This window comes from Peribacillus sp. FSL M8-0224 (assembly GCF_038003055.1).
GTDB classification, from domain to species: domain Bacteria; phylum Bacillota; class Bacilli; order Bacillales; family DSM-1321; genus Peribacillus; species Peribacillus frigoritolerans.
On the sequence record NZ_JBBOOJ010000001.1, the window covers coordinates 2,853,136 to 2,866,196 of the forward strand.

A 13,061-nucleotide genomic window follows, 5' to 3' on the forward strand; every position below is an offset into this window, starting at 1 on the left:
TGAAGATCTTTTTAAAATCTAGTATCTCAGAGATGCTTGGTGGATTTCTGGAGCATGATTACTTCCATCACTCCAATTTTGGAATTTCCCTAGTTTGCAATAAATGTAGGTATTTTCATTTTTTTCCATCAATTGATTTTGAACAAATTCTTGCATTTCCATTGCAGTAATATTTTGTGTAAATCCAGCATTTTTAGCACTTTTACTACCATCTTTTTCATTTCTCCACCTAATTCATCTTTAGAAAACGGCATTTCATCTCCATATACTTTTAACACAGTACTTCAACGTTAAATCCTCCGGGTGCTTCTACGTAGAAAGTATATCCGTGTAAATGTTGTGGAGGTTTTACCTTGAATCCATCCTCCTTCAACCGCTGATTGATCCTGTTAACTTGTTCTTCATTTTCTTGTATGAATCCAACATGAAAAGTTTTGGGGTATTGTACATTGCTTCCTTTCATCAGAGTCACTATGGAACCATCATCATCTTTCATTGCAGCGAACCCATCTCCCCTGCTTCCTGCACATGTCAATCCAAAGTATGTTTCTAAAAACTCACTGAAGCTGTAACATCATTAACAGTTAAATTTATGTGATTGATTTTCATTACTTCCCCCATTTTTAAGTTTTCTTTTCCTTCTACCCACATGCTTCATTGTCCTTAGCTGCATAATAAAAAAGCGATCCTGCTTAAGTAAGAATCGCATATGTTCAGTTCATATGACACGGAGTTGTTAAATAGCACCTATACCTTTTTACCACGGCTCCTGAAGCTTTCCAGAAGGTCGTCGAGGCGATAAAATTGTGAGGCACATCCTTGGACTATACCCATTCCCATTACTTGCTGAAGCCCCTCGGCTGAAGCGAATCGAGAACGCATGATGAGTTTTGTCTTACCCTCGTGTTCAACAAACGTCAAAGTTACCAGTGTAACTGGCATACCGTCGGCTGCGTTGCCTCCTTCATCTGCAAACATGTCCGTTAAGACAATCTTCTCGGGTACGATTATTTCTTGATAAACAGCTTTCCCCCAAGATTCTTGGCCATAAAATTCACCTTGGTTTTCATCTGTGCACCGCATGCAATAATGCCATACGCCGTCAGGCTTAAAATTAAACTCCCGATTTTCCGTTTGCCATCCACTCGGTCCCCACCATCCAGCCAAATGCTCAGAATTTGAAAATGCTTTAAAAACAAGATCCCGCTGCCCGTCAAATTTACGCTCCATGACGAGATCCCGCCCCTCAATACTCGTTGTCATGTTATTAGTCACTTTGTTATCAGACATTTCCATTCCTCCTTCCTATTTTCGTAATATGATATTCCTTCTATTTCGTCAAAATGCAGTATTCCCCTCCCGATTCAGTAAATAATCATCAAGTGACCGCAGCTACAAGATTAAAAAAAGGTCAACCAGTAATAACTGGCTAACCTTTTATACGAACGGGCAATCATTATAGGGACTCTATTACAATATTTTTTCATTTTCCAAGTTCGTGTTCGATTCTGCTTTCTTAGCCAATTTAAATTTATAGAATAATATACAGGCTACCAAAAATCCTATTCCATAAAACAGTCCAACTCTTTGAGTGGGGTCAAAGGCAAGGAATACTAGAATCAGCGAACAAAAGCCTAAACAAAACAACGGGACGAATGGGTAAAACGGTACTATGTATTGTAAGTCTTCCGTTTTGCCACCCGCTTTAATAAATTTCTTTCTAAACATATATTGCGATAAAGCAATTCCCATCCATGAAATCGTGACGGAGATACCCGCTATGGACATTAGTATCACGAACACAGTATCCGCAGCAATGAAGCTAGTCAATAACGAGAGAAGCGAAAAGCATATTGTAAATAGAAGGGCATTCAAGGGCACTTTCCTTTTGGATAATAGACCAAACACTTTTGGTGCCATCCCATCATGGGCCATCGACCAAAGCAACCTTGTAGATGCATAAAGACATGAATTCCCCACTGAAAGAATGGCTGTTAATATAATGAAATTCATGATACCTGCTGCATAAGGAATCCCCGCTATCTTCATCAAAGTTACAAAAGGACTTTCCAATAAACCTAATTCCGAAGAAGGGAATATGGCGGAAAGGATGATAATGGATGAAATGTAAAAAACAATGATTCTAAATAGTACGTTTCGAATGGCTTTAGGAATGTTTTCTTCAGGTTTTTCACTTTCACCTGCCGCTATTCCTATAAGTTCTGAGCCTTGATAAGAAAATATTACATTCATCATTGTCACAAAGATAATTGTAATGCCGCCAGCTGGAAATAGACCAGAAGGTGCCAAATTCTCGAAGAATGGGGTTGGACGATCAGATAAAGAGACAAAACCAAAGATACCAGCGATTCCAATCAAGATAAACAAAATCACTGCAACGATTTTTATTCCAGCGAACCAATATTCCGCCTCTGCAAAACCTCTTGTCGTTAATGCATTCAATGTAAATAAAAGCACTATGAACAAAGCACACCAAATCCAGGTAGGACTATGGGGGAACCATTGTTTCATCAATATTCCTGCTGCCGTAAACTCAACTCCTGCAGTTGCGGCTGAGCCTACGAAATACATCCATCCTAGAGAGAAACCAGCGGAAGGCCCAATATATTCGGCAGCATATTTTTGGAATGATCCTGTAACCGGCATATGAACGGCCAGCTCTCCAAGGCAGACCATGACCATATACAAAATAAGACCGCCTGCTAGATAACCGATCAGGGCTCCTCCTGCCCCCGCTTGGTTAATTGTATAGCCAGCATTTAAAAAAAGGCCTGTACCAATAACGCCGCCGAGTGAAAGCATAAATAAATGGCGTCTTTTCATTGAGCGTTGCAGCTGATCATTATTCTCCAGTCCATACCCCATATAATCACGTCCTTATTTTATCTAGTAAGCATATGCCTTCTCCCAAAAACCATCTTAGAACCTCAATGAAAGACAACTCAGGCCGCCATCTTGTTTTTGAAATTCCGACATTTCCACTTCAATCACTGTGTATCCCAATTCTTCAATTTTTTTCTTTGTACCCTCAAATCCTCTAGGGATAATAACGCAGTCGTTCATTCTGACGCAGTTACCGGAATATTCTTCTTCCTGTTTTACGGTTATTTGATTGAAGCTGGAAAAAGCCTCGTGATTAATGAATTCCCCTGCCACTAATAAATTATTGTCTCCCAGGTAATTGACACCCGTTTTTAAATGAAAGAATTTCTTAAGGGGAATGATGGTCGTATCATATCCATATTTCCCCATAATATCTTTGAACTGCAGAGCACCGGCTTCATTCGTTCTGGTTGAAAGGCCAACATAGAAGTGATCCTCAACTTGCATTACATCCCCGCCATCTAACATACCTGGAGATTGAATATATTCGATTGTGTCATAAAAGTCCTTTAAAACTTCTTTCATTTCATTAATTTCACCATTCCGGCTTTCTGCTCCAGGATTGGTTACAAGGGCACATTTTGGCGTCAACACCGCGGTATCTTCCACAAACGTGGAATCAGGATACCTCTCATCCGATTCGAGAACGGTCACTTTCACACCGCATTGTTTTAATGCTTCTACATAAGCCTCGTGTTGTACAAGCGCTTTTTCATAATTCGGGTTTCCTAAATCCGATGTTGTTAAGCCATTTACAAAACTTTTTCCAATCTTTCTTACAATCGCGTGATTAAACATATATATTCCTCCTAAATAGGTAGTTTATCTTTTTATAATGTGGAATACCTTTATGCTCCTGCCGTACTTTAAATGGAGTTTCGTTTATTCCAGAAGCGGAAATTATAGATATATAGGCATGGTAGAGAGAAGAGACAACCGAAAGCCTTTCTTAACTATAAGGGGTGTCTCTTCTTAGCCCATGCTTTCTCAATTATTTTGATGACCGCATAAGTTATCCGCTATTCCTACAAAATATCTTACTCCATACCCTAAAGCCTTCTCATCGACTTTAAATTTAGGATGGTGCAAAGGATAAGCTTTTCCAAATTCATTATCATGGACGCCTAGAAATTGCATGGAAGAGGGAACGATTTCGGAAAAAGCCGAGAAATCTTCTGTCCCAAACATGGGATCATCAACCTGGATGATATTATTTTCCTCAAAAATACCTTCCATGACCGTTCTTGAAATATCAACGGCAGCTTTATCATTCACCACCGCTGGATACCCTAAATACCAAGTGACTTCACATTTTGCCCCATGCGTTTCTGAAATCCCCTTAACGATTTGCTCTAGATACTCCCTTGCTTTCACTCGGCTATCAGAGTCCAAGGATCGAATGGTACCGCCGATTTCTGCATATTCAGGTATGACATTCAGCGCACTTCCGGAATGGAACTGGGTGACTGAAATGACAGGTGTCCTAAGAGCTGAAATTTTTCTGGAAACGATATGTTGAATATTCGTCGTTATTTCTGCACCAATGATAAGCGGATCTACCGTTAATTCCGGAGTCGACGCATGACCGCCCTGCCCAATGATTTTAATTTCAAAATCATCGGCTGCTGCACAGAATACCCCTTCCCTTAAACATATGGTTCCTGTTCGTTCATAAGGAGTAACATGCAGTGCAAATGCATAATCCACTCCTTCCATGACCCCTTTTTTCACCAATTCCTGAGCTCCTCCTGGCAGAACCTCTTCGGCGTGTTGGAAAATAAACCTGATTTCTCCATTAATCTCTTCTTTTTTCCCGGAGAGGACTTTTGCAGCACCTAATAACATCGCAGCATGTGCATCATGTCCGCATGCATGCATAACCCCTGGATTTTTTGATTTATATTCAATATCTGCCTCCTCTTCAATCGGGAGTGCATCAATATCTGCACGAAAGGAAATGGTATACGATTTTCGGGGTGATTTTTTTGCGCCTTTGAGAACCGCTAAAACACTCGTTTCGGTAGGTCTCGTCACTTCTAATCCTGTAAAGGTTTTTAATTTCCTATAGATGAATTCGGAAGTCTGGTGCTCCTGATACGAGAGCTCCGGATTTTCATGAAAATGACGTCTCCATGAAATCACTTCATCCACAACTGTCTCCTGTATTGTCTTCATCATAAACGCCTCCTTGTAGTGCCAATATTCAGATTTTTTAGATCTTTAAAAAGGGCCATACTGTATGCTTTGAGCAGTGATCAAAAAGATAATCGCTACGGCAACCTGAATCAAAAGAAAGGGAAATACCCATTTTACCCATTTCGTAAATGATATGCCTGCCACTGCCAGTCCAGCCAATAGCACTCCAGAAGTAGGGAATATCATATTCGAAATCCCATCCCCTAATTGGAAAGCTAAAACTGCCGTTTGTCTTGTCACACCCATTAAATCCGCTAATGGAGCCATGATCGGCATCGTCAATGCTGCTTGTCCGCTTCCTGATGGAACAATGAAGTTAAGGAATAATTGGACAATGAACATTCCGATTGCATTTATGGCGGGAGGAAGCTGCTCAACCAATCCTGCAGCATAATATAAAATGGTATCAAGCAAACCGCCACTTGTAATGATGACCAAGATTGTCTGAGCAACACCTATTATCAATGCCCCGGAAACCATATCGCCTGCTCCTGAAATAAAACCATTAGCCATCTTGGACGGAGTCAAGCCTCCGATTAGGCCCATTATGATCCCGCTTAATAAAAACAAGCCGCCAATTTCACTTATATACCATCCTAATTTAATAACTCCATAGACTAATAGGATGAAATTCACCAATAAAATAATTAAAGCAGCGTTATGTCTTTTGCTCATCCTAAAGTTTTTATCAAGTTGTCCATGTTCTTCACGCCTGAATTTCCCATACTCCCCCAGTTCAGGGTTTCTTTTTACCTTCATTGCATGGAAATAGATGTACAATACTGTAACGACATAAAACACTGCAAGAAGAGCGATCCGCAATCCCATTCCCGAATACATGGGCAATTCTGCAATGCTTTGGGCAACTCCAACATTAAATGGGTTCGTAATGCCCGAAATGAATCCAGTCGCCAAAGTTCCAAGGATGACGATCGCAAAACCAGTAAGTGCATCAAACCCTAATGCGATCGTCATCGGAACAATGATGGCGATATAAACTAAAGCATCTTCAGCAGAGCCGATCAGTGTCCCTAATGATGCGAAGATTAATACCATCAACGGAATAAGCAATTTTTCTTTTGTTCCGAATCGGACAGCCACAAACTTAATGAAAGAATCCAGTGCCCCTGTTGCCTGCATGATTCCCAGTGCTCCGCCAAACAAAAAGACGAACAAGATAATTGACGCTCCTTCAATCATCCCTGCGTGAATGCTGCTGAACATTTCCAATAATCCCACAGGTGTTGATTCTACGAATTCAAAAGAAGTGGGATCGACTACACTTCGGCCATCCTTTTCAATTCTTTCATATTGGCCTGCGGGTAAGATATAGGTTAGAACCGTCACTATCACAATTACGATAAACATTAATACAAAAGGATTTATCCCTTTTTCCGGTAACTCCGTTAGTTGGTTAAGTGGCTTATTATTCTGATTAAGCGGCTCGGAAGTGATTGGACCATTAGGCAGGTCATTCATATTAAAACCCCCAGTTAAAGTTTAATACTATTAATCCAGTTTTCCTGTCGGACCATCACTTCTCAACCAAACACTTAAACATACTCATTATTAACTTCTCAAGCAAAACGGGCGTATGGACAAAGGCGCTATCGATGTGAAGGCGCTCAGTACGCTGATGGGCATCCTTGCCGAATGGCCCCACATTAAGTACGGGTGCCTGAAGTTTTTGCATATCGGCAAAAGGAATGCTGTAAGTATCGCCCCAGACTGGTGTATTTTTTTCAAAAGCCGTCCAGCCGTCAGAGTCATCAGTATATTGAACATAGCTTAAATCGCAAAGGCCATTAAAATAATGAATTTGTCTGACTTCTTCATCAAACTTTCTGGCCGTTTCCTTCATTAATTTCACAGATTCGATGATAAGCGGATCATCGGACGAATTGACGGCTGGATAATATGGCGGTGCGAACAGCAATACAATGGCGGGTGAAAGCTCCTGACATTGTATCATCAATTTTTCAGCGATCCGCACTGATTTTTCCCGTTCATCCAAATCCTTGTTTCCTTTAACTTCACTCTTTATTTGCTGAACAAAACTCCCGCCAAATTTGCCCTCGGCATATGAAAGTAACTTTTCGTAGCGCAATACTTGTACTTCGCCTACACCTTCAATTTGTTCACGCAGACAAAGTTCTTTATAAGATTCATTGCATTTCATCGCTGCTTCGTTCGCAACCTGCTCGAATAAATCCATTATTTCTGCAGCTGTTCTTTTCATGATGAACACATTATAAAGCGCGGCTGCCCGATAAGGTGTCTGTGTTGAATATTGTAGTTTTAGATCTTTTTGCTGAAGCGATACTGGTAAAGGTGTTTCCTCGCCAAGGTCACTTTCCAGAAAAAGAGTGTTCCACTCCATGAGCTGCGTGAGAAACGAGGCTATATAGTTAGCGGTTATGCCCTTTAATGGCTCGCCTACATGAGTTTCTTTCCCATAAAAAAGGGCAGCGGGCATGATTTTCCCCAAAGTTCCGGAATAAATATAATGATTATTATCACCCGGTTTCTGTGAAAAGGACGGTTCACTATTAAAAAACATTTTATAGGAAAGGTCATATTTATCACGTAAAGCCACAAGTTCTTTAACTGCAGCCCTCATTCCCGCAGAATTCACTTCCTCATCCGGGACCGTTAACAGCAGGAGATTGATCGGCCATTGTTCGATGCTTGCCTTTTCGATGATAGCCATATGAAGGGCAAGCCCCATTTTCATATCCATCGTTCCTCTACCAAACAAGTACTTTCCTGATTCCAGATCAATGCGCGCTTCTTCCGGCAGATCATCTTTCCTATCATGAAGTTTTTTCGTGAGCTCCTCTGGTTGAAATGCAAGAGACTCAAGGTCACCGTATTCTTCAGTATGAACCGTATCAAAATGGCTAATTAATACTACGGTCTCCTTGCTATCGGGATGTTTATAAAAGGCATTGACAAAATTCCTTCCTAAATCTGCCTCGTGAAGCGATAAGTGTGCCGGGTTCCTTTTAAAATAATCAAGCTCCCTTAATTTCTCTTGCACTTTATAAGGGAACGTTCGCTCCCCTGGTGTAAGAGTCCGGCTTTCCCAGCTAACAAGTTCACACAACAAAGCACGGAGCGTTTCTGGAGTACCCCATAGTAATTGACTCATTTCAATCCCCCTTCATCAATATTTGTACGCACCACCGGGCAGGTTAAACAGGTAGGACCTCCAGTTCCCTTGAAACTGATTTCAGTTCCTTTGTACTCATAAACTGTCGCTCCCGCATCAATAAGCTTTTGCTTCGTGTAAGCGTTACCAGAAGGTATCACGCAAACCCGCGGAGCAATGGCAAGCACATTACAACCCAAGTTCAAGTACTCATCAATCGGCACTTCGATAAGCTGAATGCCTCGTTCAATAAGCAGTTTTCTGAAAAAGACAGGCATAAGGCGGGAATGAACTACCGCTAAATCATGGTCGACCATGCTGATGAAAGACATGAGATGGAGACACTCTGCCTCTCCTTGATCATGCGGAAGCTGAACTACGATGAATTCATCCACAAGATGTGCGGTCATTTCCTTTAATTGCCGAATGGCTTCAGCGTTTGTACGATAACCATGCCCGACAACCAAGGTCTTATCATCAAGCCAAACGATATCACCGCCATCCGCGACCGCATCACCCGCTAAATATCCAATGATCGGGATGTTCTTTTCCTTACAGTATTCCTTGTATACAGTCGCTTCAGGCTGCCTCGATTCTTTCCCCGACTTTAAAATAATGGCCCCTTGGCTAGTGAATTTGACTGGGTCATGCGCATATAAGGAGTCAATGCCAACTACCGAAGATGCTGGCAAATAATCGATGTTTGGGACATATTTCTCCAAAATGGATATAAAGTCACCATACTCCGTTAGCGCTTCGTTGAAATCTGGCTCTTCCAAAAAATTGAAGTTCTCCCATGTTTGGCTTAAATGCTCTTGACTAATAAAAGCTTCTTTCGGATGTTTTACAATGACACGTTCCAATGGTTTGTACATGGACGAACAAAATGTCACTGCCTCCCCCTCCTTTTCCGCATAGTGGAAAACGTTTCCGCTAATAGGAATTTTTCTTTTATTATAAATTTTGTTTTGGTATAATGTCAATATGTTTTAAATTTTCAAATAAATTAACTTTTTATTTAACTTGTATGGAAAGATAGGTGGTTTGTATATGCAATCAATTGACCGCGCCATGAACGTTATAAAGGTGCTGGTATCCAATTCTTCGGAAAACTGGCTGTCAATTACGGAACTTTCCCAAGAATGTGATCTTCCTGTCAGCTCCATGCATCGTTTGTTAAAGGCAATGTCCTTGCATGGATTAATTCAACAGGACGGGCAATCCAAACAATATGGTTTGGGGAATATTTGGCTCGAATATGGTTTACGCATGTATGACAAAATGGATTACATTAGTCAAATAAGGCCTGAACTCGAAAGGCTGATGAACAAAGTGGAGGAAAGCGTCTATCTAAGCCAACCAATCGGTATGGAATCACTCGTTATCGAAAGAATCGACAGTGAAAAAAGCCAAATCCGGGTTTATGACCAGCTTGGCTCACGTGTACCTATGCATATCGGGGCTGCCAATAAAGCGATGCTCGCCTATATGCCATATAATCAAACGAAAAAAATCGTAGATGCTCTTCTGCCAACTCAAGAAAGAGCAGCTTTTTGGGATATATTGCAAGAGACTAAAAAGAAGGGACATGGAATCAGTCACAGTGAAAGAACAGAGGGTACATGTTCTGTTGCCGTGCCGATATTGAACCATTTTGGGGAAGTTCACGGTGCGGTGAGCATTGGCTTTGTCAGCTTTAACCTGACAGATGATAGACTAGATTTCCTCATTAAGAATGTGATGGAAACTGGCACTCGGGTTTCTGCAAAATTGGGGTATAGGGGACCATGAAAATAAGAGAGCAGTGGAGGATTATCGAATAAGCCAAAAAAGAAGATGAATCATTTCATCTTCTTTTCGCTTTATATTAATCGCTGCCGGTCACAAATAAATCTTCTTTAAAATAGGCGAGGACCTCGCCGGCCACCACGGGTTCGCCCTCCAATACCTCCAAAGTTTCAATTTTCCCGCTGACACCAATATCAATGATTTCCACACTTCCATCTGCCTTCTTAATCTGAAATAATTGTTCCCATTCGTAAAATCTTGAATTTTTGGATATTGAAATTTTTTCAACCCTGCCATCACAAGGGCTAAGAATCACATCAACGTACATTTACATCATTCCTTCCTTCAGTATTCTTCAAAATGAAATGGGGTTTGTAAAACTAACCTAAGAAAGTTTTGGAACTCAGATATATCTTCTTGTTCAATGCCAAGGGTCGGAGCCCAGTACTGATCCAAATTAATATCATTGGCACAAAGCAGGATCATTCTTCCGCTTTGCATGGAAGTCACCATTGCTTTACCGAAAAACTGGGCCGAATATACAATGGTTACATCATATCTATAATCTTGTGACAATAAGCAATAATGATGAATAGCCTGGTTTTCTTTATTTTCGGAAAGAATATCAAAATTCAACGGATTGCCTCCTTTCTTGTAAACCATAATTCGTTCAGAACCTGATCCACCCCCGAAGCTGGGATGCTTCCGCTATTTTGCGAATCCCTTCAATATAAGCAGCCACTTTCATGTTCACGGAATATTTTTGTGAAGTATGGTAGACATTCAAAAAGCTGGCCGTTATCTTTTCCTTCAATCGTTCATCTACAAGCTCTTCCGTCCAGTAATAACCTTGGTTGTTCTGGCACCATTCAAAATACGAGACTATCACACCTCCTGAATTCGCCAAAATATCCGGGACTAGCACTATACCTTTATCATCGAGAATCTTGATCGCTTCCTTTGTCGTCGGCCCATTTGCTGCTTCAATCAGGATTTCACATTTTAGTCGTTTTGCATTATCCTTATTCACCACTCCGCTAATGGCTGCGGGGATCAGCACATCACACTCTTTTTCCAATAATTCTTGATTGGATAATGAATCTTTGTATAAGTTCGAAACGACCCCAAAAGAGTCCCTGTTATCCAAAAGGTAAGGAATGTCCAATCCATTCGGATCATATAAACCTCCAAGTTCATCCGCTATTCCGACAACCTTAGCCCCCATTTCATGTAAATACAATGCTAAATGACTGCCAACATTCCCGAATCCCTGGATGATTACCCGCATGCCTTCAATAGGAATCCCCTTTAAATCACAAATCATTTGAAGTGTATATAATACGCCCTTGGAAGTGGCTTTTTCCCTGCCCTTCGATCCTCCTAATCTCAGAGGCTTTCCTGTAATGAAGCCAGGTGAATCGAATTCCCTGATGTGATCATATTCATCCAGCATCCAGGCCATGATTTGTGAATTCGTATACATATCTGGTGCCGGGATATCTTTTGTAGGGCCCACTATTTGACTTACTGCCCTGACATACCCTCTGCTTAATCGTTCAAGCTCAGATGAACTCATCTGTCTGGGATCACACACAATGCCGCCTTTTGCCCCTCCGTATGGAAGATCGGTTATTCCGCATTTCAAGCTCATCCATCCGGCCAATGCCTTAACTTCTTCAGGAGTGACATCCGGGTGAAACCGGATTCCCCCTTTCGTTGGGCCGGCTGCATCATTATGTTGAGCACGATACCCTTGAAACATCCTTGTCTCGCCATTATCCATTTGAATAGGAATACAGACTTCCAGAAAACGCATTGGCGCTTTCAGAAAATCAAAAACCTGCTCTGGATAGTCCAAAACATGAATCGCTTCTTTTAAGATATCCTGGAATTCTTGCAATGGATTATCCAATTGACGTTTTTCAATAACCTTAATTTTCTCTGTCATTTTAGCACCTCTCTTTTATTCTTATTACTTATTAAGCAACTTTCATGCCAGCTTTGAGGATATTGTATGAATAGCACCATACCGCCATTTGCCCTCATCCATATCACACATACAATCATCAAGACATATGTATTAATTCATAAGCAATTCAGATTTGCATATGTAAAAAGGGATGATTAAATACAAAAAAGAGCACCAGATAAATGTATAAACATTCATTGAGTGCTCTTTTTTTGTTTATCCTGAAAAAGAAAGTGTTGATCTGTAGCAGATGCCAAATGATGGTACAAATCTAATCAACGGCAGTCAATCCTAGGAACCAACTGTTCAGCTTAAAAAAATACTCTAAATATATATTGAAACTTCTATTTACCAACCAACAGGTTTAACTCATCTACAAACCTTTTTGTGATAATTTCCGGGCGAGTAATGGCCGTTCCTACTACGACTGCAAAAGCACCACTTTCAATAGCTTTTCTAGCATGATCTTTCGTATGAATATGCCCTTCAGCGAAGATGGGGATATTTAAGGCAGAAGAGAGTTTTCGAATAAGGTCATAATCAACCTCCTTCACGTATTTTGTTTCCTCTGTATACCCACACAATGTGGTTGATATTATATCAGCACCGAATTTTTCTGCGATTAGTCCCTCTTCATAAGTCGCACAATCTGCCATTACTAAAATATTGGGATGCTCACTATTGATTTTACCTATGATTCTTTCTAACGTTTCTCCATTAGGGCGCTTTCGTTGAGTCCCGTCTAATGCTACGATTGACGCTCCAGCCTCAATAATGCTTATAGCACTTTCATAGGTAGGAGTAATATATACTTCACATTCTTCGGTCCATTGCTTGTGAATACCTAATACAGGCAATTTTGTTACCTTTTTAATCGCTTTAATATTTTCTGGCCCGTTAGCCCTAATACCAACTGCGCCTCCCTTTTCTGCAGCCTTGCTTAATGCGCCCATGATTTCCGCCCCATACATCGGCCATCCCCTTCTAGCCTGGCACGAAACTATCAATCCATTCTTAATAGATTCCAGTACGTTTTTTTTATCCATAATTGCC

General features: G+C 40.9%; 12 protein-coding genes and 1 pseudogene. 1 reads left to right on the top strand and 12 read right to left on the bottom strand.

Annotation, left to right across the window (positions count from 1 at the left end; translation table 11 throughout):
* Nucleotides 1-271: 271 nt before the first annotated feature.
* The 8 genes and pseudogenes from MKX49_RS13595 to MKX49_RS13630 form a co-directional block, all read right to left on the bottom strand.
* A pseudogene (locus tag MKX49_RS13595) lies at nucleotides 272-609 on the bottom strand (VOC family protein).
* A 138-nt stretch (nucleotides 610-747) separates the two neighbouring features.
* Nucleotides 748-1,290, bottom strand: a complete 543-nt coding sequence (locus MKX49_RS13600) for an SRPBCC domain-containing protein (RefSeq protein WP_340876764.1) — start codon at nucleotides 1,288-1,290, stop codon at nucleotides 748-750.
* A 180-nt stretch (nucleotides 1,291-1,470) separates the two neighbouring features.
* Nucleotides 1,471-2,886: an amino acid permease gene (locus MKX49_RS13605; protein ID WP_053535493.1), complete on the bottom strand. Its 1,416-nt coding sequence runs from the start codon at nucleotides 2,884-2,886 to the stop codon at nucleotides 1,471-1,473.
* Nucleotides 2,887-2,940: 54 nt separating this feature from the next.
* Entirely contained in the window at nucleotides 2,941-3,702 is a 762-nt protein-coding gene (locus tag MKX49_RS13610; protein ID WP_340876765.1) for a dimethylarginine dimethylaminohydrolase family protein, read from the bottom strand.
* Between the two features lie 189 nt (nucleotides 3,703-3,891).
* A complete protein-coding gene (locus MKX49_RS13615) occupies nucleotides 3,892-5,082 on the bottom strand; it encodes an amidohydrolase (protein ID WP_340876766.1) in 1,191 nt (396 codons plus the stop codon).
* 42 nt (nucleotides 5,083-5,124) lie between these two features.
* The gene (locus MKX49_RS13620) at nucleotides 5,125-6,468 is read right to left on the bottom strand and encodes a YfcC family protein (RefSeq protein WP_340878546.1); all 1,344 of its coding nucleotides are present in this window, start codon (nucleotides 6,466-6,468) and stop codon (nucleotides 5,125-5,127) included.
* Nucleotides 6,469-6,634: 166 nt separating this feature from the next.
* Entirely contained in the window at nucleotides 6,635-8,251 is a 1,617-nt protein-coding gene (locus MKX49_RS13625) for a M20/M25/M40 family metallo-hydrolase (RefSeq protein WP_340876767.1), read from the bottom strand.
* Nucleotides 8,248-9,126: a dimethylarginine dimethylaminohydrolase family protein gene (locus tag MKX49_RS13630; RefSeq protein WP_340878548.1), complete on the bottom strand. Its 879-nt coding sequence runs from the start codon at nucleotides 9,124-9,126 to the stop codon at nucleotides 8,248-8,250. Before MKX49_RS13630 ends, MKX49_RS13625 begins: the two co-directional genes overlap by 4 nt.
* Nucleotides 9,127-9,301: 175 nt before the next feature.
* Between MKX49_RS13630 and MKX49_RS13635 the strand changes: the two genes are divergently transcribed.
* Nucleotides 9,302-10,042, top strand: a complete 741-nt coding sequence (locus MKX49_RS13635; RefSeq protein ID WP_048687575.1) for an IclR family transcriptional regulator — start codon at nucleotides 9,302-9,304, stop codon at nucleotides 10,040-10,042.
* Between the two features lie 76 nt (nucleotides 10,043-10,118).
* Here the strand turns inward: MKX49_RS13635 and MKX49_RS13640 are convergent, their stop codons facing one another.
* The 4 genes from MKX49_RS13640 to MKX49_RS13655 all read right to left on the bottom strand — a co-directional run bounded on the left by MKX49_RS13640 (nucleotide 10,119) and on the right by MKX49_RS13655 (nucleotide 13,054).
* The gene (locus tag MKX49_RS13640) at nucleotides 10,119-10,367 is read right to left on the bottom strand and encodes a hypothetical protein (protein ID WP_048687574.1); all 249 of its coding nucleotides are present in this window, start codon (nucleotides 10,365-10,367) and stop codon (nucleotides 10,119-10,121) included.
* 17 nt (nucleotides 10,368-10,384) lie between these two features.
* The gene (locus tag MKX49_RS13645) at nucleotides 10,385-10,675 is read right to left on the bottom strand and encodes an SAV0927 family protein (protein ID WP_034307765.1); all 291 of its coding nucleotides are present in this window, start codon (nucleotides 10,673-10,675) and stop codon (nucleotides 10,385-10,387) included.
* Nucleotides 10,676-10,709: 34 nt separating this feature from the next.
* Nucleotides 10,710-11,987 carry a Glu/Leu/Phe/Val family dehydrogenase gene (locus MKX49_RS13650; RefSeq protein ID WP_048687572.1) on the bottom strand — a complete coding sequence of 426 codons (1,278 nt, stop codon included), beginning with the start codon at nucleotides 11,985-11,987 and terminating at the stop codon, nucleotides 10,710-10,712.
* A 365-nt stretch (nucleotides 11,988-12,352) separates the two neighbouring features.
* Nucleotides 12,353-13,054 (bottom strand): N-acetylmannosamine-6-phosphate 2-epimerase, encoded by a 702-nt coding sequence (locus MKX49_RS13655; RefSeq protein ID WP_340876768.1) that lies wholly within the window; start codon nucleotides 13,052-13,054, stop codon nucleotides 12,353-12,355.
* Nucleotides 13,055-13,061: the final 7 nt, after the last annotated feature.